A 24,058-nucleotide genomic window follows, 5' to 3' on the forward strand; every position below is an offset into this window, starting at 1 on the left:
TCGCACGGCGGACGAGGTGTCAGGCGCGGCCCGGCTGCCCGGCGGCCGGGCCCGTCGGGTTCGCCGAGGGGCTCGGGGCCGCAGGGGTCTGCGGGGCGTCGCAGGTGACCTCGTCGCGCGGGGTGTAGTGCGTACGGTAGGTCTCCCGCTTGACCTCTTGCCCGCCCTGGACGAAGACCCGGTCGACGGCCACGTCGAAGCCCTCCAGCGGGGTCTGCACCTCGCAGGTCGGACCGGATCCGGTCCGCTTGGCCGGCGGGGTGGTGTTCGTCCGCGGGCCCTGGGTCGCGCGTATCTCGTCGTACTTCTTCGTGCCGAGCAGGCTGATGGTCAGCGAGGTGTCGGTGGACTGCGCCTGGACGTAGATCGCGTGGCCGGAGTCGTTCTTCCAGCGCAGGTCGAGGGTGCCCCAGGCGACGGTGGCCTCACGGCCCTCGGGATAGCGCTCGATGTAGAACGAGTGGGCCCCGTGCTCGATCGGCTGGACGCCGGCGAAGAACATGGCGTTGTACATGGTCGTCGCGACCGCCGAGACGCCGCCGCCGGGGGACTTCACGTACCGGCCGTCATTGATCATGATGCCGTCGACGAAGCCGTTCTCCTTGGTCCGCTCGCCGACCGTCTTGTTGAAGCTCCACGTCTCGCCGGGCAGCACGACGGAGCCGTTGATCAGCTCCACGGCCCGCCCGACGTTGGTGGTGCGGTACGGCGCGGCCGGGAAGTTGACCGTGAAGGACGACATCTTCTCCTTGATGCCCATGCTCCGGGCGTTCGCGGCGGTCAGTCGCGGGTGGACCGTCGTGACGGCGACCTCACCCGTACGGGCGGTGCCGGTGCGCGTCAGCAGCGGGACCACGGCGTCGGCGAAGGCCTTCTCGGTGACCTGCACCCCGGAGCGCCCGTCCTGGGCGACGACCGCGCGGCCGGCGGAGTCCACGCGGAAGGTGGCCCCGCGGGAGGGGTGGGTGGCCGCGGCGACCTGCCGGGCGACCGCGGGCTCGGCCAGCAGCCCCTTGGCGTCGAGCTTCGGCACGAGCCGGCCCTGCGCGTCCGGTGCGACCGACAGGTGCTTGCCGAGTGCGGCGGGGGTGAGCGTGACCGTCTTTCCCGCCACCTTGAGCGTGACCGGGCCGGACATCGCGGGCTCGGCGAACTCCTTCAGGGCCCGCGCGGTCTCCTGCTGCCCCACGGTCGGCGGCTTCCGGTCCACGGGGAGGGCGACCGGGCCGGCCTGCGGGCGCAGGTAGGCGGCGCGCACGGTGTCGGACGCCTGGTCGGCGCGCACGGCGATGCCGGTGACGGGGGCGGTGGCCCGGGCCGTACCGTCCTCGAAGGTGATGTCGCCGTCGCGGGCGTCGCGGCCGGCGGCGGTGATCCGGTCGACCTCGGCGGTGCTCGTGGGACCGTCCGTACGGATCACGGGCTCGACCTCACGCTTCTCGGCCGGGGTGAGCAGGCGGCCGATCACGGTGAAGGGGTCGGCTCCGGCCCGCGCCGCATGGTCGACGGTGGCGGCGGTGTCCAGGGACAGCCCGAAGGCGGCGGGCGCGGCCTTCTCGGCGCGGTCGCCGATCCGCAGCTCGATCGGGGCGGCCGCGGCGGGGCCGAGCGCGCGGTCGAGGGCGGTCTTGGCCTCCGTACGGCTCATGCCGCCGATGTCGACGCCCCGTACGTGGGTGCCGTCGGCGATGGCGTCGCCCGCCACGGCCAGGCCGGTGAGGTAGAGGCCGCCGAAGCCGAGGACGGCGGCTCCGCCGACGAGGGGCAGGGCCGTCCGCCGGTTGATCGTCAGGCGGTGTACGCGTCGCATGTCTCTCGTCTCTCCCGGTGCCGGTGGCTCTGGTGGATCGGTGTGGACCGGGAACCAGCATTCATCAATTCGGACCAAAAGGGACGAAAGTGTGCCTGTTCTCACGGGAAGCGGCGGGCCCGGGCCCCGCTGGAGCCGGCCTGCCGAAGATCAGGCCACTCGGTTCGAATTGGCCCTGTTGGGCCGTTCAGGGGATGCCACACGGTAAGACCTGTCGGTCTTTGGCTCCCCGAAAGGCTCCACCGGTGTCCCTCGCCCCCGTCCGCCGCGCGCGGCGTCTGCCCCGTCGGCTCCTGCAGCTCTACGTCGGGCTCGCGGTGTACGGCGCGAGTTCCGCGTTCGTGGTCCGCGCCGGACTGGGGCTCGACCCCTGGGACGTCTTCCACCAGGGGATCGCCGAGCGCACGGGGTGGAGCATCGGAACGGTCTCGGTGGCCGTCGGCGCGCTGGTCCTGCTCCTGTGGGTGCCGCTGCGCCAGCGCCCCGGGCTCGGGACCGTCTCCAACGTGTTCGCCGTCGGCCTGACCATGGACGCCACGCTCGCGGTGCTGCCGGACGTGCACGGCGCGGTGCCGCAGGCCGCGCTGCTGACGGCGGGCATCGTCCTCAACGGGGTCGCGACCGGCCTCTACATCGCCGCACGCCTCGGGCCGGGCCCGCGCGACGGCCTCATGACCGGGCTGCACCGGCGGACCGGGCGCTCGCTGCGGCTGGTCCGTACCGGGATGGAGCTCACGGTCCTGGCGGCCGGAGTCCTCCTGGGCGGCACGGCGGGGGTGGGCACGGTGGCGTACGCCCTGGCCATCGGCCCGCTCTCACAGCTCTTCCTCCGCGTCTTCGCCCTCCCGGAGGAGGCGAAGGCCCCGGAACCGGCCCGCGCCCCGGAACCGGCCCGCGCCCCGGAACCGGACCGGGCCCTGGAACCGGCCCGGGCCGCGGCCCCGGCCCGGGCCGCGGACCTCGCCCGGGGCTGAGCTGCCGGCGCTCCCCCGGCCGGTCATCCGACCTGGCGGCGGACCAGCTCGCGGAACGGACCCGCCGGATCGGCGAGCAGGTCGGCGGGCGGGCCCTGCTGGGCGATCCGGCCGTCCGCCATCACGATCACCCGGTCGGCGTCCATGACGGTGGACAGCCGGTGGGCGATCACGATGCGGGTGGCGCGCAGGGCGCGGGTGGACTCGATGACCACGCGCTGGGCCTCGTTGTCCAGGGCGCTGGTGGCCTCGTCCAGGAACAGGACGCGCGGCTTGCCGATGAGGGCCTGGGCGATCATCAGCCGCTGGCGCTGGCCGCCCGAGACGGTGCCGCCGCCGTCGGACAGCACGGTGTGCAGGCCCATCGGCATGGCGTCGACGTCCTCGGCGAGGCCGGCGAGCGCGGCGGCCTCCGCCACCTCTTCGAGGGAGTACGCACCGGAGCCGCGGATGCAGTCGAGGATCGACCCGGAGAACGGCTGCGCGTTCTGCAGGACGACACCGCACTGGCGTCGTACGGCCGCCTGGTCGAGGGCGGCCAGGTCCTGGCCGTCGTACAGCACGCTGCCGGAGACCGGCCGGTCGAAGCCGATGAGCATGCGCAGCAGGGTCGACTTGCCGCAGCCGCTGGCTCCGACGACCGCGACGAACTCCCCCGGCCGCACGGCGAACGAGACGTCGTCCAGGACGAGCGGGCCGTCGTCGGCGTACCGGTACGAGAGGTTGCGCACCTCGACGGCGCCGCTGAGCTCGCCCGGCCGGATGCCTGCGGTCCGTACCTCCGGAGCCGCCTGGAGCAGCGGCTTGACCTGCTCGAACATCGGCTGCACGGCCGCGGCGGAGAGGAGCGCGCCGGTCAGCTGGGTGGCGGAGGACAGCATCATCGTCACGGCGGTGCTGAAGGTGAGGAACTCGGCCGCCGACATGGTGCCGCGGGCCGGCCCGGCCAGCAGCATGAACATCGCGAGCGTGCAGAGCGGCAGGTAGACCGCGTTGAGGACGGTGAGGACGTTCTTGATCCGGCCGATGCGCCGGTGCAGTTCGCGGGTACGGGCGAACTCCCGCGCCCAGGCCGCGTACGCGAAGCTCTCGGCGGCGGCCACGCGCAGTTTGGGGAGTCCGCGCAGGGTCTGGAACGCCTGGTTGTCGAGCTTGTTGCCGAGCCGGATCAGCCGGCGCTGGTAACGCAGCTGCCACAGCCCGAGCCCCAGGAAGACGGCGGCGACGCAGAGCAGCATGGCGAGCGCAGCCAGCGCCAGCGGCACGCTGTAGACGAGCAGCAGCACGAGGTTCATCGCGCCGACGGTGCCCGCCTGGAGGGACACCGGGACGATGCCGGACAGCAGGCTGCGGATGGAGCTGATGCCCATGGCCGCGGCGGCGAGTTCCCCGGTGGAGCGGCCCGCGAAGAAGGTCACCGGGAGGCGCAGCAGCCGGTCCCACACGGCTGGTTGCAAGGTGGCCTCGATGCGTCCCTCGGTCCGCAGGACGGAGATGTTCTGGAGCAGCATGAAGGCGGCCGAGACCACGCTGGTCGCGATGAGCGCCAGCGCGGTCTGCACGATGAGGCTGTCCTCGGCGTGCGGTACGTACGTGCCGAGCACCCGGCCGGTGGCCACGGGGACGAGCGCGCCGAGGCCGACGGCTCCGAGCCCGCCCAGGATCAGGCCGCGCAGGTCCTGGCCGCTGCCTCGGACGCTGAAGCGGACGAGGTGGAGCAGGCCCGGCTTCCGGTCGGGCAGGGGGCGGTAGAACATGACGGCGTGGGGCGCGAAGGCGGCCTCGTTGCCCCGGCGGAGGCGCTCGCGGGCGCCGGTGGCCGGGTCGACGGCCTCGTACCGGCCGCGCCGCCACAGCAGCGCGACGGGTGTCCCGTCGTCCGCGCGCCGGCCGACGAGGGGGCCGCCGTACTCCCGCCACCAGCGGCCGGTGAGCTTGACGGGGCGGGTGCGGACGCGGGAGGCGAGGGCGATGCGTTCGACCGGGTCCGTCCGCGCGGGGCCGGGGGCCGCGTCCGCGCCCGTGGGCCCGGTCAGGGCGATGCCGGCTTCGGCGGCCACCAGACGGCACGCGGCGAAGGTCGCGTCGTCGCCCGCGGCGCGGCGGGAGCCCCGGCGGGAGCGGCCGATGGAGTCGAGCAGGGTGCGGTCCGCCTGGGTACGGGCCGCCTCGCCGGCCTCGATGCCGGCGGCGGTGCGGTCCGCGTGGTCGCGCTCGTCCTGCTCGATGCGGCGGTCCAGGGCGGTCAGCAGCCGGTACTGCCGGTCCACCATGCCCTGCCACACGCTCTCGTCGACGAGGAGCGTGCCGGGCGCGCCCGCCGCGGCCGCCGCGCCTTCGTACGGCTCGTACACCGCGCCGTACTGCACGCTGCCCGGCGGGATCTGCATCCAGAGGATGTCCTCGTCGGCGCCGCCCCGGGCCGCGGTGTCCGGGCCGCCGTCCAGCGGTGCCTGGTACAGCACGCGCAGGCCCCGGCCGATGCCACGGGCGAAGGCGTCCTCGAGGGGGCTGGGCGCGGGCTGCCACGCCTCGCCGTGGTCGCCGTACCCGCCGTACCCGCCGTACCAGCCCCAGTCTCCGCCGTACGCGGGGCCCCCGGAGGCCCCGTACGCCGGCCGGTGCAGCTCGCGCAGCTCGATGCGGCGCAGCACGCAGCCTTGCAGCGGGCGCCCGGTCAGCGTGTGCGCGGGGCCGTCGACCGGGCCGAGCAGCAGCGCCCCCGGCCCCAGCCTGCCGAGGAAGTGCCAGTGGCCCGACTGTGCGGCGTCGACGGCGAACAGGTCCAGCTCGCCCCGGAGGACGAGCCACAGTACGAGCGGCCCTTCCAGGGACAAGCTGCGCAGGCCCGTGCAGTCGACGGCCGAGCCGAGCCCGCCGAGGGCCGCGACGACGGGATCCGGTACGGAGTGGGGCAGTTGGGCCCGGTGCGGGGTCGCCACGTCAGTGCTCCTTGACCAGTCCGGCGTACGCGCCCCGCGCGGCGAGGAGTTGCTCGTGCCGTCCGCGCTCCACGACCGTGCCCCGGTCGAGTACGACGATCTCGTCGCTGTCGCGCACGGTGCTCAGCCGGTGGGCGATCACCACGCAGGCGCAGCCGCGGCGCCGGAGGTTGTCGATGACGATCTGCTCGGTCGCCGCGTCCAGGGCGCTGGTCACCTCGTCCAGGATCATGACGCTGGGACGGCGCACCAGGGCGCGGGCGATCTCCAGGCGCTGGCGCTGGCCGCCGGAGAAATTGCGCCCGTCCTGCTCGACGCGGCTGTGGATGCCGCCGGCCCGGCGCGCGACCACCTCGTACACGGCGGCGTCCTGGAGGGCGGCGACGACGGCCTCGTCCGGGATGGAGGGGTCCCAGAGGGCGACGTTGTCGCGGACGGTGCCCTCGAAGAGGAAGACGTCCTGGTCCACGAAGGACACGGAGGCGGCCAGCGCGCCGCGCGGGATGTCCTCCAGCCGCATCCCGTCGATGCGGATGGCCCCCTCCCACGGCGTGTAGAGGCCGGAAATCAGGCGGGAGACGGTGGACTTGCCGCTGCCGGAGCCGCCGACGAGCGCGACCTGCTGCCCGGGGCCGACCGCGAGAGAGACGCCCTTCAGCAGCGGCGCGTCGAGCGGGCCGTAGCCGAAGGTGATGCCGTCCAGCTCCACGTGGCCCTTGAGCCGGCGGGTGCCGGAGAGCGGATCGCGGCGCAGGTAGAGGGGGTCGACGGGAAAGTTCTCGACGTCCCGCAGCCGGGCGATGTCGGCGGCGAAGTCCTGGATCCGTCCGGCCACGCCGCCCAGGCGGGTGATCGGCGCGGTGAAGCTGGTCACCAGGGCCTGGAAGGCGACGAGCAGGCCGACCGAGAGGTGCCCCTCCACCGCCCGCAGGCCGCCGATCATCAGGATCAGCGCGCTGTTGAGGGCGGCGAGCGTGGGTGCGACCACGGCCAGCCAGGCGCTGGGGACGCCGAGCCGCTGCTGGACGTCGAGGGTGACGGCGTGCTGGCCGGCCCAGCGGCGGAAGAAGGCGTCCTCCCCGCCGGTGGCCTTCATCGTCTCGATGAGCTGCAGGCCGCTGTACGAGGTGTTGGTGAGCCGGGCGCTCTCGGCGCGCAGCTTCTGCGTGCCGGTGGCCCTCATCCCCATCACGATCCGCAGGGCCGCGAGGTTGAGCAGGGCGATGAGCACGCCGACGAGGGTGAGTTGCGGATCGTACGTCCACAGCAGGACCGCGTAGAGCACGACCACGACGGCGTCCACGCCGGCGGCGGCGAGGTCGCGGGCGAGGGTCTCGGCGACCGCGTCGTTGGACTGGAGGCGCTGGACGAGGTCGGCGGGGTTGCGCTGGGTGAAGAACGCGACGGGAAGCCGCAGCAGGTGGCGCAGGAAGCGGGCGCTGCCGAGCGTCGAGGAGATGATGCGGCCGCGCAGCAGGTTGGCCTGCTGCAGCCAGGTGAGTACGGCCGTCAGGACGAGGGCCGCCGCCATCGCCGTGAACAGCACGCCCAGCAGGGAGCTCTGCGCGCCGATGAGGAACATGTCGATGTACGTACGGCTCAGCGCGGGCACCGTCGCGCCGACGGCCACCAGCAGGAGGCTGGAGAGCACGGCGGCGAGCATCGTCCCCGATGTGCCGCGCAGGCGGGCCGGCATGGCGCTCATGACGCCTTGTCTGCGGCCTGTGCGGCGGAAGCGCGGGCCGGGTTCGAAGACGAGCGCGATGCCGGTGAACGCGGTGTCGAACTCCTCCATGGGGACGAACCGGCGCCCCTTGGCGGGGTCGTTGACGTACGCGCCCCGGCGGCCGAGGCGCCGGCCGGTGCCCTCGTAGACGACGTAGTGGTTGAACTCCCAGAAGAGGATGGCGGGCGGGCTCAGGCGGGCGAGTGCGGCCAGGTCCATCTGCATGCCCTTGGCGGTCAGCCCGTAGCCGCGGGCGGCCTTCAGCAGGTTGCCGGCGCGGGAGCCGTCGCGCGACACCCCGCAGGCGATGCGCAGCTCTTCCAGCGGTACGAAGCGGCCGTGGTGGCCGAGCACCATGGCCAGCGCGGCGGCCCCGCACTCCACGGCCTCCATCTGGAGCACGGTGGGCGTGCGCACGGGACGGGGCGTGCGGCGCGGGGGGCGCGGTCGGCCACGGGAGGAGGTGGTCACGGGAGCAGCCAATCGACGGGGCGTTGTGCCGGGAGGTGGACGGATCCGGTCACCGGCGTCGTGGAGTCGAGGGGGTAGGGGGGCCCGTCCGAGGTGGACCAGCGGTAGCCGGAGGTCGTCGCGGAGGAGCGTTCGAGCTGCACGAGCACCGCTACCGGATTGCCCTGGCGGGCGAACTGCGCGGCGAGGCGGGCGTCTGCGAGGAAGCCGCCGATCTGCGCCTGCGTCTGGGGCGCCCGCCCGACTTCCTTGACGCGCCCGCGCAGCACGCCGAAGCGCTCCCGGGGGACGGACTGGACGTCCACGTCGACGGGAGCCCCGACGCGGATCTCCGCACCGCCGGCCCCGGACACGTACAGCACCGCGACCAACGGCTCGTCCGCGCCGCCGACCCGTTCCAGGACGGCGAGGTCCGCGCCCACCGCCACGACGGCGCCCGTCTTGGCGACCAGGCCCGTCACCCGGCCGCCGGCCACGGCGCGCACGGTCCGTTCGCCTTGCTCGGTGGCGACTTGGAGCAGGGGCGCGCCGGGGGAAAGCAGTTGCCCCTCTTTGGCGAGCACGGTGGTGACCTGTCCGGAGAAAGGACTCTGGAGCAGGTAACTGCCTTGGGCGCGCGTGAGGATTCCAGGTGCGCTCTGCTTGGCGGAAACAGACCCGCCGAACGCCCACACACCGGCGGCGGCCACGACGAGAACGCTCACGCAGAGCACGAATCTCCCCTGCGGCCGGGCGAATCGCACGGGCAGATCGAACTCGTCGCCGGATTGCAGTTTGGAGAGTGCCTTTCGACGGAACTGCACGAACTCCCCTTCTCACACGGCGGACCCCGGAACGAGGAATACGCTCCGGGGTCCACTCACACGGACATCCGACTCAGAGGCCGGCGACACCGGCGCGCACGCCGGCGATGCCCTCGACCTGGCCGGGCAGGGCCTGCACGCCCTGGACCGTGTGGAGCGAGGTGACCGTGTTCACCACGTGGAAGACGTCGCCGGTCACGGCGCCGAGCAGCCCACCGGAAATGCTGACACCGCCGGAAACCGCGTCCAGCTCGTTGTCGGCGATCTCACGGGTCTCGATGTCGTTACGCATGATGTGCGCACCCTTTCAGTCGTCTGAACATTCTCGAATAACGCGGCCGACCACGACCCACGCCGGACAGATGAAAGCACGCGAACAACCAACGCAGCCAACCACGTTGAGACCCCACATGAAGGGGGACGAGGACACGCACCACGAACTCCCCGACCATTCCCGCAGATCCCCACACCCCCTCCACAAGATCGAGTAACACATCCGACCGCCCCGTCACCCCGAATGCCCAAACCCTCCCGAACCACCCCATGAACCAGCCGAGGATGTAACAGGACCCACCCCCTCCACTTTCACCGGGTGAAGATTCCCGGGAGCGGCATCCCGTGACGCCGCGACCACAATCCGTACGGACCGTCACCTGCCCGGCTATGGTCGGCCCATGGAACGGGTGCGCAGCAGAGTGATCGTCCACGGCGGGGTACAGGGGGTCTTCTTCCGCGACACCTGCCGCCGTACGGCCCTCGACTACGGCGTGGCCGGCTGGGTCCGCAACCTCCCGGACGGCACGGTCGAGGCGGCCTTCGAGGGCCCCGCGGAAGCGGTGGCCCGCCTGATCACCTGGACCCGCCAGGGCCCGCCCACGGCCACGGTCACCCGGGTGGAAGTCCACGAGGAACCCCTCGAAGCCCTCACGACCTTCGAGATCATCGACTGACCGGAGGAAGGGACACGCCGGGTACCGGCCGGATCGGCGAGCCGCGCGCACCGTCCGCCGCCCCGTGGTGGTCCGACGCGTGCCGGCCGCGGAGGGCACGCCCCTCGAACCTCCCCGGCCGGGCCGGACGGGGAGCACACCGCCCGCGCGGGGCGACGTACCGCACACCCCCGGGCCGGTCGTGGCGGGGCGTCAGTCGCGGCGCCCGGCGCCGCCGCGTGTGCCATCCCCACGTCGAGGGTCGCCTCGCCGGCCCAGCCCAGCATGGCGGCGTTCTCCGGGTCCCGCTTCGGGGCGTTGCCCCACTCGACCGCCTGCACCTCGGTGCCGGGCATCCCGAACTGCGCGCTGTAGACGTCCAGGTCGTGCTGGACGGTCGGTGAGCCGAACGAGTCCACGATCACGACCGTGCGCCCCTTGCCGGTGATGCCCGCCCTGTGGAGCGGGTTGAGGTCGTACGCCTCGCGGTACTGCGGCGGGTGCAGCACGCGATCTTCCGCATGCCCCGGCACTCCTCGCAGGAGAGCGGGCTTCCCGCGGCGCGGACCAGCTGGTGGCCGGCGACGGCGGGACGGGCCACGGTGCGCGGGACCGCCGGGGAGTGCCCGGAGGCGGTCAGGGTCCCGGTCACCACTCCCTGGGGGTGGCGCCGCTCGGAGCGACGTCTTCGCGATCAGACCCGCCAAGTCCTGTTCAGAACAAGACTGTTTGACGCTTGATGTCGAACGCTTTACCTGTTCGCGAAACGCGCCATTCACGGTCTTGACCCGGGTCAAGTGACACCCGAAATAAGGCGATTTAGAGCCGAGTATGCCCATCTGCGCAGGCTCCGAACGTCCGCCCAGCGGACGCGGTGGGGCGAAATCCGGACGCGTTTCGGCCAATACCTGTCGTGTCCATGGCGATCATGAAGATCGCTGGCAACCTCTCCACATCCCCAGCACGACGAGATCGAACGCTCCTCCCGGCGGGCCTCATCCCGGCCGCCGGTTCCACCCCCCACGCACCGAAGGAGTCCGCGTGAAGTCCACGCACCGGCGGAACGCCACCGCCACCGGGGCCCTGCTCGCCGCAGCCGCCCTCCTCACCGTCGGCGTCCAGGCCGGCACCGCCAACGCGCAGCCCGAACCGTCCGCGAACGCGGCCGCCCCCAAGGGCCAGGTCCGCAACCCGGGCGCACTCCCCGCGCAGCTCACCCCCTCCCAGCGGGCCGAGCTCATAGCCAAGGCGCAGAGCACCACGGCCGCCACGGCCGAGGAACTCGGCCTGGGCCCGCAGGAGAAGCTCCTCGTCCACGATGTGGTCAAGGACCAGGACGGCACCACCCACACCCGGTACGAGCGCACGTACGAGGGGCTCCCCGTCCTCGGCGGCGACCTGGTCGTCAACCGCACCGCGGCCGACCGCACCCAGAGCGTGAGCAAGGCGTCCGAGGCCACGCTCCAGGGCGTCTCCACCTCCGCCCCGGCCGACGCTCCGGCGGCCGCCTCCGCGAAGGCCCTCGACGCCGCGAAGGCGGCCGGCTCCAAGGCCGACAAGGCCGACGCCGCCCCCCGCAAGATCGTGTGGATGGCGAACGGCGTGCCCACCCTGGCCTACGAGACCGTCATCGGCGGGCTCCAGGACGACGGCACCCCCAACCAGCTCCACGTCGTCACCGACGCCAAGACGGGCGCGAAGCTCCACCAGTGGCAGGGCATCGAGACCGGTGTCGGCAACACCCACTACAGCGGCCAGGTCACCCTCGGCACGTCGAAGTCGGGCACGAACTTCACCCTGAACGACACCGGCCGCGGCGGCCACAAGACGTACAACCTCAACCACGGCACCTCGGGCACGGGCTCGCTCTTCAGCCAGTCCACCGACACCTGGGGCAACGGAGCCAACTCCAACGCCGCCACCGCGGGCGCCGACGCCGCCTACGGCGCCGGGGTCACCTGGGACTTCTACAAGAACGTCCTCGGCCGCTCCGGGATCCGCGGCGACGGAGTCGCCGCCTACTCCCGCGTCCACTACGGCAACGCCTACGTCAATGCCTTCTGGGACGACAGCTGCTTCTGCATGACGTACGGCGACGGGACGAACAACAACGACCCGCTGACCTCGCTGGACGTCGCCGGCCATGAGATGTCGCACGGCGTCACCGCCGCCACCGCCGGCCTGGAGTACAGCGACGAGTCGGGCGGCCTGAACGAGGCCACCTCCGACATCATGGGCACGTCCGTCGAGTTCTACGCCAACAACCCGAGCGACCCGGGCGACTACCTCATCGGCGAGAAGATCGACATCAACAGCGACGGCACCCCGCTGCGCTACATGGACAAGCCGAGCAAGGACGGCGGCTCCGCGGACGCCTGGTACTCCGGTGTGGGCAACCTCGACGTCCACTACTCCTCGGGCCCGGCCAACCACTGGTTCTACCTGGCCTCCGAGGGCTCCGGCGCCAAGGTCGTGGGCGGCGTGAGCTACAACTCGCCCACCTCCGACGGCCTGCCCGTCACCGGCATCGGCCGGGACAAGGCGCAGCTCATCTGGTACAAGGCGCTCACCACCAAGTTCAACTCCACCACGGACTACGCGGGTGCCCGCGCCGGCACGATCGCGGCGGCGACCGAGCTGTACGGGGCCGGCAGCGCCGAGGTCAACGCCGTCACCGACGCATGGGCCGCGGTCAACGTCGGTGCCCGTTCGGGCGGCGGCAACCCGAACCCGGGCACGGTCTTCGAGAGCACGACCCGCGTGGCCATTCCGGACTCCCCCGGCCCCGCGGTCACCTCGTCGGTCGCCGTCACCGGCGTCACCGGCAACGCGCCGAGCACCCTCAAGGTCGGCGTGAAGATCACCCACACCTACATCGGCGACCTCCAGATCGACCTGGTGGCCCCCAACGGGACCTCGTTCCGCCTGCAGAACTCCTCTTCGGACTCCACGGCGAACCTGGACAAGACCTACACCGTGAACGCCTCGGCCGTGGCGGCCAACGGCACCTGGAAGCTGAAGGTCCAGGACAAGGGCGCCGCAGACGTCGGCACGATCACCGACTTCAAGCTCACCTTCTGACCGGCCGACCGGCCATGGTCTGAACGAGGTGCCCGGAGGCCCCCGCGGCTCCGGGCACCTTCGCATGCCCGAGCGCGCGCTTCCCCATGGCTGGTGCCGTGCCGCACCCGGGACGGCGGGCGCTGCCGTGCCGATCCGGAAGGCTCCCCGCAGGCCCCGGCGCCGAAGCTCAGGCGCGTGCTCACCTCGGGGGCGCCTGCCCCTCGGGACCGTGGTCGGCGTCCGGCGGCGGGGGCTGCGCCGGCAGCGTCCAGAAGCGGTCCAGGGTGGTCATCACGAGTCGGCACACCCTCTCCGGGTCCGCGCTGGCCAGGGGTTCGCGGGCGGTGACCGTGCGCATCAGGCCGATCCCGAGCAGCCAGGCCATGGCCAGATCGGCACGCAGGGCGCCGTCCTGCCCAGGGGTCAGGCCGGCCAGCACCTTCCGGTACTCCCCGCCCAACTCCCGCAAGGTCGCCGTCGCCTGCGCGCCTACATGGCGGGGCTGATCGCACTGCACCGCCGGGACCCGCAGGACGACCTGATGACGGCGCTCATCGAGGCCCGGGACACCGATGGCGACCGCCTCTCCGAGCCGGAGCTCGTCGACCTGTGCGTGGCGGTCCTGGTGGCCGGGCACGAAACCACGGCCTCCCAGATCCCCAACTTCGTCCTCACCCTGCTCGACCACCCGGAGCAGCTCGCACTGCTGCGACGGGACCCCGCACTGATCTCCCGGGCGGTGGAGGAGCTGCTGCGGTTCGTACCGCTGGGCAGTGGGGCGGGTCAGGCCCGCTACGCCACCGAAGACGTCGAGGTCGGCGGCACCCTGGTCCGGGCCGGGGACCCGCTGCTCGTCGCGATCGGCGCCGCCAACCGCGACGCGCTGCGCTTCGCCGCCCCCGGGGTCCTCGACATCCGGCGCCCCTCCAACCAGCACCTCGGATTCGGCCACGGCGTGCACCACTGCCTGGGGGCCCCGCTGGCCCGAATGGAGCTCCAGGAGGCCCTCGGGGCGCTGCTGGCGCGCTTCCCCGGGCTGAAGCTCGTGGGGGACGTCACATGGAAGACCGAGATGCTGGTCCGCGGGCCGCGCGTCATGCCGATCGGGTGGTGAGCGACGTGACGTGGACCGTACGGATCGACGCCGGCCTGTGCCTGGGTTCGGGCATCCGCGCGGGAACGGCCCCCGCCCCGCCTGAACGGTCACCGGCGCGACCGGACCGGGTGGGCGGCCTTCGTCACCGGTCCGGACCATGCCCTGGTGCTGCTTCGGCCCCCAGCTGGTCCACGAAAACGGTCAGGGGCCGTTTCAGATCACTCTGAAACGGCCCCTGACTTGCGACTCTCTCGAGTCGGGACGACAGGATTTGAACCTGCGACCCCTTGACCCCCAGTCAAGTGCGCTACCAAGCTGCGCCACGTCCCGATCCGCGCTGACCTGGGGTTTCCCCCGGGGTGAACGCGCACGAGAACGATACCGCACTTCGCGGGGTGGTCGCGCGCACCTTTCGCGGGGTCGGGACGGACTTGACCTCAAGCGGGCTTGAGGTTGCACGATCGGTGCATGACACAGGCAACCGCGGACACGGGGTTCCGCTATGACGATCTGGGCCGCCTCATCGCGCTCATGACCGGGGCCGAGAAGCACGGGCCCGCCGCGCATTCCACGCTCGACGTGCTGTGGGTGCTCTACGACCGGGTGCTGCGCGTGGAGCCCGGGGGCACCGAGGAGCCCGGGCGGGACCGGTTCCTGCTCTCCAAGGGGCACGGGCCGATGGCGTACTACGCCGTGCTCGCCGCCAAGGGCTTCTTCCCGCAGGACTGGCTGCGCGGGTTCGGCTCGTACGACTCGCCCCTCGGGCACCATCCGGACCGCACGCTGATCCCCGGAGTGGAGATCGGCAGCGGCTCGCTCGGGCACGGGCTGCCGCTCGCCGTCGGCAGTGCGCTCGGGCTGCGGGCGCAGGGGCTGGACGAGCCGGCGGTGTGGGTGCTGATCGGTGACGCGGAGCTCGACGAGGGCAGCAACCACGAGGCCATCGCCTATGCCGGCGCCGCCGGGCTGGAGCGGCTGCACACCGTGGTGATCGACAACGACTCCGCGACCCACGGCTGGCGCGGCGGCATCGCCTCCCGCTTCGAAGCCGCCGGCTGGTCGGCGGTGACCGTCGACGGCCGGGACCACGCGGCCCTGCACGCCGCCTTCACCACACCGCATCCGGGCCGGCCGCACGCCGTCGTCGCCCGTGTCGAGAAGAAGCAGTAGAGGGGTTGACCGTGGACAACATGCGGGAGCGGTTCGTGTCCGTCACTTCGCGCGCGCTCGACGAGGATCCGCGCCTCGCGCTCGTGCTCGCCGAGATCACTATGGACGGGTTCCGGCCCGACCAGCAGCGCCATCCGGAGCGGGTGATCAACGTCGGGATCCGGGAGCAGCTGCTCATCGGGGTCGGCGGCGGGCTGGCGCTGACCGGGCTGCGGCCGATCGTGCACACCTTCGCCAGCTTCCTGGTGGAGCGGCCGTTCGAGCAGGTCAAGCTGGACTTCGGGCACCAGGGCACGGGCGGGGTCCTGGTGAGCGCGAACGCCAGCTACGACTGGCCGGCCGGCGGGTACACCCACATGGCGCCGGGCGACGTGGCCCTGCTGGACACGCTCGACGGCTGGACGGTCCACGTGCCGGGGCATCCGGACGAGGCCGGGGCGCTGCTGCGCCACGCCTACGCCGCCGGGGACGACAAGGTCTACGTCCGCCTCTCGCAGCAGTCGAACGCCGCCCCGCGCCCGGTGGACGGCGTGGGCCTGCGGACCGTACGGGAGGGAGGTCCGGGCGCCGCCGTCGTCGTCGCCGTCGGACCCCTGCTGGACAACGTGCTCGCCGCTACCGAGGGGCTGGACGTGACCGTGCTGTACGCCACCACCGTGCGGCCCTTCGACGACGCGGCCCTGCGCGAGGCCGTCGGCCGCGGCCGGGCCGAGGTCGTCCTGGTCGAGCCGTACCTGGCCGGGACCTCCACCGCGGCCGCCGCCCAGGCCCTGTCGGCGGTCCCGCACCGGATCCTCGGCCTCGGCATCGGGCGCGCCGAGCTCCGCCGCTACGGCACGATGGACGAGCACACCGCCGCGCACGGCCTGGACCCGCACTCCCTCCGCCAGAGGATCGGCGCGTTCCTCTAGGGGGTGCCCGCGAGTTCCGGGTGGGCCGCCGCCAGACGTTTCGGGGCCGCCTGGCGCCAGGAGTCGATCAGGATGGCGCGCAGCTCGGCGGCGCTGTCCAGCGCCGCGAGGCGGACCCGGAGCCAGGCGTAGTTGTCGTCGTGGCCCGCCCGGAGGAAGAACTTCTCGGGCTCGGCGGCGATCAGCTCCTCGCGGTCCTCCTTCGGGCACTTCACCCCGATCGAGGCGTCGTCCTCACCGAGCGCGGCGAAGATCTTCCCGGCCACCCGGAAGGTGGGCATGCCCCACGCGAGCTTCTCGCTGCTGTCCGGGAGCGACAGCGCGGTCGTACGGACGTCTTCGGCGGTCACGGTCATCGCGCGACTCCTCTCCCCACCGCCGGTCGGGCACCGGGCCGGTGTCGTCGACCGTAGCGCCGGCCACTGACAGCCGCCCGCGGGCGCCGGCCCGGCCCGCGCCCTCCGCCCCGCCGTCACCCCGCCCGCATCCCGTCCTCCCGCGCATGGATGACCTCCACCAGCTCCGCCGCCAGGGATTTGGCCGTCGCCAGCCCCTGCGTCCCCCACCGGCGCGGCTCCACGTCCACCGCGCACACCGTGCCCAGGACCACACCCCTCCGGTCGGTGAGCGGCGCGCCCACGTACGACCGGACCCCGCTCTCGTCCACCACCGCGTTCCCCGCGAAACGCGCGAAGTCCCGTACGTCCTCCAGCACCAGCGCCCGGCGCCGCACCACCACGTGCGGGCAGTACCCGTGGTCCCGGGGCAGCACCCGCGCCGGGTACCCGCTCGCCGGCGCGTTGGGCGCGTGGTGCAGCCCGGCGAAGAACTGCCGTTCCTCGCCGATGAAGTTGACCCCCGCGTACGGGGCGTCCAGTACGTCGGCGATCTGCCGTGCGAAGGCGTCCAGCTCGGTGTCCGCCCGTTCCCCCAGGCCCAGTTCGCGCAGTCGGACGGTGCGCGCGGGCGCCTCCCGGTCCACCGGCGTGAGCAGCAGGTGTCCGGTCGACTCGTAGTACGTCATCTCGGTTCTCCCCTGTCCGGATTCCATGGTTTCGCCGGGTCCGTCGCCGCCGTGAAGAGCAGGTGGTGCACCAAGGCGGCCAGCGCCCCCGTCCCCGAGCTGGTCAGCCGCGCGTCGCACCGCACGACCGGCACCTCGGGCCCGAGCCCCACCGCCTCCCGGACCTCGCCGGCGGTGTAGCGGTGGCCCCCGTCGAACTCGTTGACGGCGACGATGAACCCGATGCCGCGGCGTTCGAAGAAGTCCACGGCCGGGAAGCAGTCGGCGAGCCGGCGCGTGTCCGCGAGCACCACCGCGCCGAGCGCGCCCGCGCACAGTTCCTCCCACAGGAACCAGAACCGCTCCTGCCCCGGCGTCCCGAAGAGGTACAGGACGTGCCGCTCGTCCAGGGTGATCCGCCCGAAGTCGAGCGCGACCGTCGTCGACGTCTTCGCCTCGACCCCGTCGAGCGGGTCGGGTTCCTCGCTCAGCCCGCTGAGCAGCTCCTCCGTGCACAGCGGCTCGATCTCGCTCACCGCGCCCACGAAGGTGGTCTTGCCCGCCCCGAACCCGCCCGCGACCAGGATCTTCAGCGTCGCGGGCAGGACGGGGGCGGGACGGGTGTCACAGTCGTCGGCGTAAGCCATCGAGCACCGCCCGGAGCAGGTTCTGGTCGTCGGCGGCGACGTATCCGCCGCCCGGGAACCGCGGCGCCTGCGCCGTGACGGCCCCGAATTCCATCAGGTCGGACAGGAGCACCTTCACCACCACCGCCGGCAGCCGCAGCTGTCCGGCCACCTCGGCGACGGTGACGGCCGCGGAGCCCGCGCACAGGCGCAGCGCGAGGCTGTGCTCGGCGCCGAGCGGGCCGCGCGGCCGCACTCCCGTCGCGGTCACCAGGGACAGCAGGTCGAGTGCGGCGGCCGGGCGGGTCCGCCCGCCGCTGGCCGTGTACGGGCGCATCACCCGGCCCGCCGAATCGTCGAGCCAGGGCGTGTCGCGCGGGGCCCCCATGCCGTACGCGGCGCGGGCGCGCATCACTCCGGGTCGCCGACGGGCCGCCGCGGCGGGGCCGCGAGGTACGGACGGACGCTCTTGACCAGCATCGCCATCTCGTAGCCGAGCACGCCCGCGTCGGCCTCGCGGTCGGCCAGGACCGCGAGGCAGGTGCCCACGCCGGCGGCCGACACGAAGACGAGCGCGGTGTCGAGCTCGACCACGACCTGCCGGACCTCCGCCCCGCCGCCGAACCGGGATCCGGCGCTCCGCCCGAGCGAGTACAGCCCGGAGGCCAGGGCCGCCAGGTGGTCGGCGCTGTCGCTGTCGAGGCCGTGGACGCAGCTGACGAGGCCGTCGGCGGTGAGGAGGACCGCGCTGCGCGTGTAGGGGACCCGCTGGACGAGGCCGCTGAGCAGCCAGTCCAGGTCCGAGAGCCGACTGGTCTTCGTCGCCGCTTCGCCGCCCATGGTGGTGCGCTCCTTGTCGAGGTGAGAGGTCGGGGTCATGGCTGGTCCTCCGACTGGGCGAGCCCGAAGCCCCGTTGGAAGGCTGCCATCAGGCCCGGGTCGTGCACGGGTTGTTCGGGTGCGTCGGCCGGCTCCGGGGCGGGGGCGTCCCGCAGCTGCGGGGCGAGGTGGTACTGGGCCCGGCGCCGGGGCAGGGTCGGCCGGTCGGGATCCGTCCGGGCGGCCGGTACGGACACCACCGCCGGGGCAGGGCCGGCCGGCGGTACGGGCGGGGGCGCCGCGGGCACCGGCTCCCGTACGACCGGCCGCGCGGGCGGCGGGGGCGGCGGGGCCGCCCGGGCCGGTGCGGCCGGCTCCGGATCCGGCTCCCTTCGCACCTCCGGCTGCGGCTTCGGCCGCGGCACCGCCACCCGTACGGGCTCCAGCGGGGGCATCGCGGCGCCCCCGTCGCCGGTCCCCCAGGACGTGGCCCGGGAGCCCCCGAGCGCGTCGCCGGCGCTCGGCGCCTCCGCCCCCAGCAGCTCCTGCGGCAGCACCAGCACCGCGAGCACGCCGCCGTAGATGTTGGACTTGAGCTCGACGGCGATCCCGTGCCGCCGGGCCAGTGCCGACACCACGAACAGGCCGATCCGCCCGTCCGCGAGCAGGTGCCGGACGCTGACCTGGTCGGGGTCGACGAGCAGCGCGTTCATGCGGTGCTGCTCCGCGGCCGGCAGGCCCAGCCCGCGGTCCTCCACCTCGACGGCGATGCCCGCGGTGACCCGCTCGGCGCGCACCACCACGTCGGTGTCGGGGGCGGAGAACACCGTGGCGTTCTCGACCAGTTCGGCCAGCAGGTGCACGACGTCGGCGACGGCGTGGCCGCGCACGGTGCCGCCCGCCGGGGGCACCACCTTGACCCGCGTGTACTGCTCGACCTCCGCGACGGAGGAGCGCAGCACCTCGCTCAGGTCGATGGGCCGGGTCCACTGGCGCCGGGAGGCGGCGCCGCCGAGCACGGCCAGGTTCTCGGCGTGGCGGCGGATCCGGGTGGCGAGGTGGTCGACGTGGAAGAGCTCCCTGAGGAGGTCGGGGTCCTCGACCGTGTCCTCCATCTCGTCGAGCAGCGAGATCTCCCGGTGCACGAGGGACTGGAGCCGACGCGCGAGGTTGACGAAGACCTCCACCTTGCGGTCGCTGTCGGACGGTGCGGCCGGACCGGCCAGCCGTACGAGGGTCGTGTGCGCGTGCTCGCGGGCGCCGCGCAGCTCCTGGGAGAGCAGCCAGAACTCGTCCACCCGGTCCGGGTCGGTGCCGGGCGGCGGCCCCGTGGGGCCGCCGCGGACGGGGCGGACCGGCGGCTCACCCCGCTCCAGCCGCTCGGCGGCCGTCCGCAGCTCCTGGCGTCCGCGCACGCTGGAGCGGCGCAGGGCCTCGCAGCGGTCCCGGACGGCCTTGGCGGAGCGCTGGGCCCCGAGCAGGGCGGCGACCAGCGCCCCGACGACGAGCAGGGCGCAGCCCGCGAGGACCGGCCACAGCCGGGCGTCCCGCTCCCCCGCGCCGCCGCCCAGCTGGAGGGTGAAGATCACCGCGGCGGCCCCGCTGAGCCCGGCGGCGAGCGTGGGCAGCAGGGAGCCGCGGACCAGCTGGGGGCGTATCTGCCGGACGGGACCGGTGGCGGCGTGTCTTGACGGGGCGTGGCGGGCGGCGCGGAGTCCGGACATCGGCGTCCTCTACGTGGGGCCCGGGCCCCCAGGGTTCCGGGGCCCGGTGTGGATCACGGTGTTGATCACCGGATACCCACGCTAGACCGCACAATCCCGCCCCTGACAGTCAGTTGGGGAACTTCGCCGGGGTGCTTCCCGCTCCCGGCGGAGCGCTCGTACGACAGCCCGAATCCGCCGGGGGCGCGCATTCACGGCGGCCCTGCCGGACGCACCACCCCGGCTGCCGGAACACCACCTACGAGCCGACGGCCTCCGGTTCTTCGTGCGCGGCGGCCGGGGGACGCGTGGGGGCGGCCGGGCGGGCCGACGCCGCCGGTACGGGCGGGGCCGAGGCGACGAACGGGCGCCACCACGCCTCGCTCGGGGCGTCCGCGTCGCCCGGCTCGAACGGCTGGCCCGGGATCGGCAGTGCGATCGCCGCCCCGGTGGCCTCGGCGGCGGCCACGGTGCCCTCGCCCGGCTCGTCCCACGGGTGCAGCGCCAGGTTGAAGGTGCCCCAGTGGATCGGCAGCATCGTGCCGTGCGGGATCCCGCCCTGGAGGTCGAGGTGGGCCCGCATGCCCTCCTCGGGGGTCATGTGGATGTCGGGCCAGTACTCCGAGTAGGCACCGATCTGGATCATCGTGGCGTCGAAGGGGCCGTGCGCCGCGCCGATCTCCGCGAAGCCGGGGAAGTACCCGGTGTCGCCGCTGTGGAAGATCCGGTGCTCGTCGCCCGCGACCACCCACGAGGCCCACAGGGTGTTCTGCTGGTTGCGCAGGCCGCGCCCGCAGAAGTGCCGTGCCGGGGTCGCGGTCAGCGAGAGCCCCGCGACCTCCGTGGCCTCGTTCCAGTCGAGCTCGCGCAGCCGGTCCGGCGACACGCCCCAGCGCTCCAGGTGGGCGCCGACGCCGAGCGGGACGGCGAAGACCGTGTCCGTCCCGGCCAGCTCCTTGATCGTCGGCAGGTCGAGGTGGTCGTAGTGGTCGTGCGAGATCACCACGACGTCGACCGGCCCCAGCGAGGCCAGCGGTACGGGCGCGGGGTGCAGCCGCTTGGGACCGGCGAACGGGAACGGGGAGCACCGCTCACCCCACACCGGGTCGAACAGCACCCGCCGCCCGTCGATCTCCGCGAGCACGCCCGAATGCCCCATCCAGGTCAGGCGCAACCCGCTCACCGGCGGCTTCGCCAGCTCGGCGAGGGTCGTCGGATACACCGGGATCGGCGCGCCGGGGTTGCGCCGGGTCCGCTGCTCCTTGTGGAAGTAGATCTTGGCGAACTCCATCATGGAGCCGGAGGGCCTGGTCCGGGCCCCGACCGGGTTCTGGAAGACGCCGTCGGCGAAGTTCGGCGAGCGCCGGATCCGCTCCAGGCGGGCGCCGGACGGATCCGCGCCGAAGGCTTCGGGCCGCAGGGCGCGCAGCCGAGGACGCAGGGGACGGGAGCCGGTCAAAGCGCCTCCTGGGAGGATGGGGCGGATGGTCGTGAGGCCGTACGGAACACCGGTCTACCACCTTGCCAACGCGCACCGGCCCCGAAGGATTCCGCCGCGCGCCCCCGTTCTCGCGCCCCGCCTCCACGACCGTTCTCGCGCCCGCCCCCGCGACCACCCCTCACGGCCGGCCTCACGACCGCCCCCCCGCCCCCGTCGGCCCGGTCCCCCGGCCCCCTCCCGCGCGCTACAGCGGCAGCAGGTCCGGACGCTTCGCCTCCACGTGGTCCCCCGAGGACTCCCCGCGCAACCGCCGCCCGATCCACGGCACCAGGTACTCCCGCGCCCACTGGATGTTGTCCCGGGTCACGTCCACCGAGCCGCGCGGCTGTTGGGGCGGCCACGGCTGGTCGGGATCGGCCGGCACCTGAAGCCCCAGCACCTGGGCGGCGCGCAGCGCGACCCGGGTGTGCCCCTCCGGTGAGAGGTGCAGCCGGTCGTCGTCCCAGGCCCGCCGGTCCTGTACGGACTTCAGCGACCACAGGTCGAGCACCGGGCAGTCGTACCGGTCGGCGATGGCGCGCACGTGCGCGCTGTACGTCGCCACCTTGCCCCGCAGGTGCTTGAGGACCGGCACGCCGCGGGTGTCGAAGCCCGTGGTGATCATGACCTGGCCGACCGCTCCGGTGAGGTCGGCGACCGCCGCCTCGAACCGCTCCGCCACGTCGTCCGGGTCGCTGCCGGGCCGGATGATGTCGTTCCCGCCCGCGCAGAAGCTCACCAGGTCGGGTGCGAGCTCCTTGGCCCGCGGGACCTGCTCGGCCACGATCTGGTCGAGGAGGCGTCCCCGCACGGCCAGGTTCGCGTACCGGAATTCGTTTTCCTCGCGCTGATCGGCCAGGAGTACGGCCAGCCGGTCCGCCCAGCCGAGAAAGGTCTCCCCGGGTCCCGGGTCCCCCACACCCTCGGTGAAGCTGTCCCCGATCGCCGCGTACGAGCCGATGGTCTTGAGTGTCGTCTTCGTCGCTGCCACGAGAACACATCCTTCACCCCGGCACGTGACCTACGCCACCGTAGGCAGGGGTTGACGGGCCGTGATCTATACCACCCGGTCGGTACGGAATAACAGCGCGTGAGGCCGGGACCCCCCTCGGGTCCCGGCCTCACGCGTCCGGCTGCCTCTCCGACGGCGGGAGCCGTCAGATGCTCACGCCCTTCGAGCGGAGGTAGGCCAGCGGGTCGATGTCCGAGCCGTAGGACGGCCCGGTGCGGATCTCGAAGTGCAGGTGCGGGCCGGTCGAGTTGCCGGTGGAGCCGGAGAGGCCGATGGTCTGGCCGCCGGTGACGCTCTGGCCGACCGAGACCGAGAGCTGGGACAGGTGGCCGTACTGGGAGTACTTGCCGTCCGCGTGCCGGATCACGACCTCGTTGCCGTACGCACCGCCCCAGCCCGCGGAGACCACGGTGCCCGCGCCGACGGCGCGGACGGTGGTGCCGGAGCTCGCGATGAAGTCGACGCCGGTGTGGTAACCGCTGGACCACATGGCGCCGGGGGTCCTGTACTGGGTGGAGATGCCGCCACCGCCGACGGGGGCGACGAAGCCGGCGGCGCTCACCGCGGCGGCGGGCTTGGCGGCGGACTTCCTGGCGGGAGCGGCGGCGGGGGCAGCGGCCGGCGCGGCGGCCGCGGAGCCCTTCTCCTTCGGGGCCGAGTCCGCCGTCGAGTTCGCGGCCGAGGACTTCTTCGCCGGGGCCGGGGCCTTCTTCGCCGGGGCCGGGGCCGCCTGCTCCGCGGGAGCCGCGGCCGCCGCGCCCTTCGCGGCGAGGGTCAGCTTCAGCCCGGGGTGGATCAGCGAGGGGTCGGCGCCGACGGCCTCGCGGTTGTCGGCGTACAGCTGCTGCCAGCCGCCCGAGAGGTGGCGGTCCTGGGCGATCTTGGAGAGGTAGTCCCCCGGAACGACCGTGTAGACGGCCGAAGTGGCGGGCGAGCCCTGCGCGACGGCGGCGGGCGCGGCCTGCGGGGCCGCCGGAAGCTGCGGCGCCTGCACGGGAGCGGCGGCGGGCGCGGCGGCCGGGGCTCCGGCCGCCTGGGCGCCGGCGGCACCCAGCAGCGGCAGCGCGAGGGCCGCACCGCCGGTGCCCGCGACGGCGAAGCCGCGCGCCACGGAACGGGACTTGGGACGTCGGTGCTTACCCTTTGCGGGCATGGCGAATTCCTCTCCGTCGCCTGCGAGGTGAGCTGTCGGGTTCGGACTGGAGATGTCCGGCCGTCCGTGAACAGGACACGAACGGCTTCACCCCGAGCTGCCCCGATGCGAAAGATCGGGAACAGCGGCCTACCTGGTTCCCCCGCTCCTGCCGCGCGCGTGAATAGTCGGGTGCGGTTTCCGGACGGCGGCAGGATTCGGCGGTCCATCCGGATCGATCGCGAAGGTAATCGAGTTGAGCCACACCGAACAAGCCACGAATTTCCTGACGGATTCACAGAACCGGGAATCCGCCGGAATTCCGGTCACCCTCCGTCCATTCCCCGAAGCCAACAACCCCTCCGGCCGGGCCATTCGACTTCGACGA

At 73.2% G+C, this 24,058-nt stretch carries 20 protein-coding genes, 1 tRNA gene, 1 pseudogene and 1 riboswitch; of the genes and pseudogenes, 6 read left to right on the forward strand and 16 right to left on the reverse strand.

What is annotated here, in order from left to right; translation table 11 throughout:
• Positions 1 to 19: 19 nt before the first annotated feature.
• On the reverse strand, positions 20 to 1,810 hold the full coding sequence (locus K7B10_RS09060) for a VanW family protein (protein WP_229335519.1): 1,791 nt from the start codon (positions 1,808 to 1,810) through the stop codon (positions 20 to 22).
• A 245-nt stretch (positions 1,811 to 2,055) separates the two neighbouring features.
• On the opposite strand from K7B10_RS09060, the gene yczE reads away from it, so the two are divergent.
• Positions 2,056 to 2,784, forward strand: coding sequence for a membrane protein YczE (yczE, locus tag K7B10_RS09065; protein ID WP_229335521.1), 729 nt, complete (start codon positions 2,056 to 2,058; stop codon positions 2,782 to 2,784).
• Positions 2,785 to 2,807: 23 nt separating this feature from the next.
• On the opposite strand, the gene K7B10_RS09070 is transcribed toward yczE, so the two are convergent.
• The 4 genes from K7B10_RS09070 to K7B10_RS09085 form a co-directional block, all read right to left on the reverse strand.
• Positions 2,808 to 5,726: an NHLP bacteriocin export ABC transporter permease/ATPase subunit gene (locus tag K7B10_RS09070; protein ID WP_229335523.1), complete on the reverse strand. Its 2,919-nt coding sequence runs from the start codon at positions 5,724 to 5,726 to the stop codon at positions 2,808 to 2,810.
• 1 nt (position 5,727) lies between these two features.
• Positions 5,728 to 7,869: an NHLP family bacteriocin export ABC transporter peptidase/permease/ATPase subunit gene (locus K7B10_RS09075; RefSeq protein ID WP_308284566.1), complete on the reverse strand. Its 2,142-nt coding sequence runs from the start codon at positions 7,867 to 7,869 to the stop codon at positions 5,728 to 5,730.
• A 50-nt stretch (positions 7,870 to 7,919) separates the two neighbouring features.
• Positions 7,920 to 8,726 (reverse strand): HlyD family efflux transporter periplasmic adaptor subunit, encoded by an 807-nt coding sequence (locus K7B10_RS09080; RefSeq protein ID WP_229335525.1) that lies wholly within the window; start codon positions 8,724 to 8,726, stop codon positions 7,920 to 7,922.
• Between the two features lie 73 nt (positions 8,727 to 8,799).
• Positions 8,800 to 9,018 (reverse strand): hypothetical protein, encoded by a 219-nt coding sequence (locus K7B10_RS09085; RefSeq protein ID WP_030869645.1) that lies wholly within the window; start codon positions 9,016 to 9,018, stop codon positions 8,800 to 8,802.
• Between the two features lie 382 nt (positions 9,019 to 9,400).
• Between K7B10_RS09085 and K7B10_RS09090 the strand changes: the two genes are divergently transcribed.
• Positions 9,401 to 9,676, forward strand: a complete 276-nt coding sequence (locus K7B10_RS09090; RefSeq protein WP_229335526.1) for an acylphosphatase — start codon at positions 9,401 to 9,403, stop codon at positions 9,674 to 9,676.
• Positions 9,677 to 10,696: 1,020 nt separating this feature from the next.
• The gene (locus tag K7B10_RS09100; RefSeq protein WP_229335528.1) at positions 10,697 to 12,736 is read left to right on the forward strand and encodes a M4 family metallopeptidase; all 2,040 of its coding nucleotides are present in this window, start codon (positions 10,697 to 10,699) and stop codon (positions 12,734 to 12,736) included.
• 181 nt (positions 12,737 to 12,917) lie between these two features.
• Here K7B10_RS09100 and K7B10_RS09105 read toward each other — a convergent pair whose 3' ends face one another.
• Positions 12,918 to 13,187 (reverse strand): TetR/AcrR family transcriptional regulator, encoded by a 270-nt coding sequence (locus K7B10_RS09105; protein ID WP_229344867.1) that lies wholly within the window; start codon positions 13,185 to 13,187, stop codon positions 12,918 to 12,920.
• A gap of 3 nt (positions 13,188 to 13,190) precedes the next feature.
• Between K7B10_RS09105 and K7B10_RS09110 the strand changes: the two are divergent.
• Positions 13,191 to 13,832 (forward strand): annotated as a pseudogene (locus K7B10_RS09110) (cytochrome P450); the annotation flags it as partial.
• 238 nt (positions 13,833 to 14,070) lie between these two features.
• On the opposite strand, the gene K7B10_RS09115 reads toward K7B10_RS09110, so the two are convergent.
• Positions 14,071 to 14,144, reverse strand: a tRNA-Pro gene (locus K7B10_RS09115).
• A 138-nt stretch (positions 14,145 to 14,282) separates the two neighbouring features.
• On the opposite strand from K7B10_RS09115, the gene K7B10_RS09120 reads away from it, so the two are divergent.
• Entirely contained in the window at positions 14,283 to 14,984 is a 702-nt protein-coding gene (locus tag K7B10_RS09120) for a thiamine pyrophosphate-binding protein (RefSeq protein WP_229335530.1), read from the forward strand.
• A gap of 11 nt (positions 14,985 to 14,995) precedes the next feature.
• The gene (locus K7B10_RS09125; RefSeq protein WP_229335531.1) at positions 14,996 to 15,895 is read left to right on the forward strand and encodes a transketolase family protein; all 900 of its coding nucleotides are present in this window, start codon (positions 14,996 to 14,998) and stop codon (positions 15,893 to 15,895) included.
• Here the strand turns inward: K7B10_RS09125 and K7B10_RS09130 are convergent.
• From K7B10_RS09130 to K7B10_RS09170, 9 genes are all read right to left on the reverse strand, one after another.
• The gene (locus K7B10_RS09130) at positions 15,892 to 16,251 is read right to left on the reverse strand and encodes an MmcQ/YjbR family DNA-binding protein (protein WP_229335532.1); all 360 of its coding nucleotides are present in this window, start codon (positions 16,249 to 16,251) and stop codon (positions 15,892 to 15,894) included. The two genes, K7B10_RS09125 and K7B10_RS09130, sit on opposite strands and share 4 nt — an antisense overlap.
• Positions 16,252 to 16,367: 116 nt before the next feature.
• Positions 16,368 to 16,919, reverse strand: coding sequence for a GAF domain-containing protein (locus K7B10_RS09135; protein ID WP_229335533.1), 552 nt, complete (start codon positions 16,917 to 16,919; stop codon positions 16,368 to 16,370).
• Entirely contained in the window at positions 16,916 to 17,545 is a 630-nt protein-coding gene (locus K7B10_RS09140; RefSeq protein WP_229335534.1) for a GTP-binding protein, read from the reverse strand. The genes K7B10_RS09135 and K7B10_RS09140 overlap by 4 nt, the downstream gene beginning before the upstream one ends.
• Positions 17,523 to 17,912, reverse strand: coding sequence for a DUF742 domain-containing protein (locus tag K7B10_RS09145; RefSeq protein WP_229344870.1), 390 nt, complete (start codon positions 17,910 to 17,912; stop codon positions 17,523 to 17,525). The genes K7B10_RS09140 and K7B10_RS09145 overlap by 23 nt, the downstream gene beginning before the upstream one ends.
• A 23-nt stretch (positions 17,913 to 17,935) precedes the next feature.
• The gene (locus tag K7B10_RS09150; RefSeq protein ID WP_229344872.1) at positions 17,936 to 18,364 is read right to left on the reverse strand and encodes a roadblock/LC7 domain-containing protein; all 429 of its coding nucleotides are present in this window, start codon (positions 18,362 to 18,364) and stop codon (positions 17,936 to 17,938) included.
• A 35-nt stretch (positions 18,365 to 18,399) separates the two neighbouring features.
• The gene (locus K7B10_RS09155) at positions 18,400 to 20,067 is read right to left on the reverse strand and encodes a sensor histidine kinase (RefSeq protein ID WP_229335535.1); all 1,668 of its coding nucleotides are present in this window, start codon (positions 20,065 to 20,067) and stop codon (positions 18,400 to 18,402) included.
• A gap of 238 nt (positions 20,068 to 20,305) precedes the next feature.
• On the reverse strand, positions 20,306 to 21,505 hold the full coding sequence (locus K7B10_RS09160; protein WP_229335536.1) for an MBL fold metallo-hydrolase: 1,200 nt from the start codon (positions 21,503 to 21,505) through the stop codon (positions 20,306 to 20,308).
• Positions 21,506 to 21,731: 226 nt separating this feature from the next.
• Positions 21,732 to 22,517, reverse strand: a complete 786-nt coding sequence (locus K7B10_RS09165; RefSeq protein ID WP_229335538.1) for an SGNH/GDSL hydrolase family protein — start codon at positions 22,515 to 22,517, stop codon at positions 21,732 to 21,734.
• A gap of 166 nt (positions 22,518 to 22,683) precedes the next feature.
• Positions 22,684 to 23,691: a M23 family metallopeptidase gene (locus K7B10_RS09170; protein ID WP_229335540.1), complete on the reverse strand. Its 1,008-nt coding sequence runs from the start codon at positions 23,689 to 23,691 to the stop codon at positions 22,684 to 22,686.
• A 2-nt stretch (positions 23,692 to 23,693) separates the two neighbouring features.
• Positions 23,694 to 23,871, reverse strand: a riboswitch (cyclic di-AMP (ydaO/yuaA leader).
• Positions 23,872 to 24,058 lie beyond the last annotated feature (187 nt).

Source organism: Streptomyces flavotricini, from assembly GCF_020639365.1.
GTDB lineage: Bacteria > Actinomycetota > Actinomycetes > Streptomycetales > Streptomycetaceae > Streptomyces > Streptomyces flavotricini.

What these genes read in the sequence shown, in the direction of transcription:
- K7B10_RS09170 (WP_229335540.1), bottom strand. Translation starts at nt 23,691, where the DNA reads ATGCCCGCAAAGGGTAAGCACCGACGTCCCAAGTCCCGTTCCGTGGCG.
- K7B10_RS09155 (WP_229335535.1), bottom strand. Translation starts at nt 20,067, where the DNA reads ATGTCCGGACTCCGCGCCGCCCGCCACGCCCCGTCAAGACACGCCGCC.
- K7B10_RS09090 (WP_229335526.1), top strand. Translation starts at nt 9,401, where the DNA reads ATGGAACGGGTGCGCAGCAGAGTGATCGTCCACGGCGGGGTACAGGGG.
- K7B10_RS09130 (WP_229335532.1), bottom strand. Translation starts at nt 16,251, where the DNA reads ATGACCGTGACCGCCGAAGACGTCCGTACGACCGCGCTGTCGCTCCCG.
- K7B10_RS09085 (WP_030869645.1), bottom strand. Translation starts at nt 9,018, where the DNA reads ATGCGTAACGACATCGAGACCCGTGAGATCGCCGACAACGAGCTGGAC.
- K7B10_RS09145 (WP_229344870.1), bottom strand. Translation starts at nt 17,912, where the DNA reads ATGGGGGCCCCGCGCGACACGCCCTGGCTCGACGATTCGGCGGGCCGG.
- K7B10_RS09120 (WP_229335530.1), top strand. Translation starts at nt 14,283, where the DNA reads ATGACACAGGCAACCGCGGACACGGGGTTCCGCTATGACGATCTGGGC.
- K7B10_RS09140 (WP_229335534.1), bottom strand. Translation starts at nt 17,545, where the DNA reads ATGGCTTACGCCGACGACTGTGACACCCGTCCCGCCCCCGTCCTGCCC.
- K7B10_RS09060 (WP_229335519.1), bottom strand. Translation starts at nt 1,810, where the DNA reads ATGCGACGCGTACACCGCCTGACGATCAACCGGCGGACGGCCCTGCCC.
- K7B10_RS09150 (WP_229344872.1), bottom strand. Translation starts at nt 18,364, where the DNA reads ATGGGCGGCGAAGCGGCGACGAAGACCAGTCGGCTCTCGGACCTGGAC.
- K7B10_RS09135 (WP_229335533.1), bottom strand. Translation starts at nt 16,919, where the DNA reads ATGACGTACTACGAGTCGACCGGACACCTGCTGCTCACGCCGGTGGAC.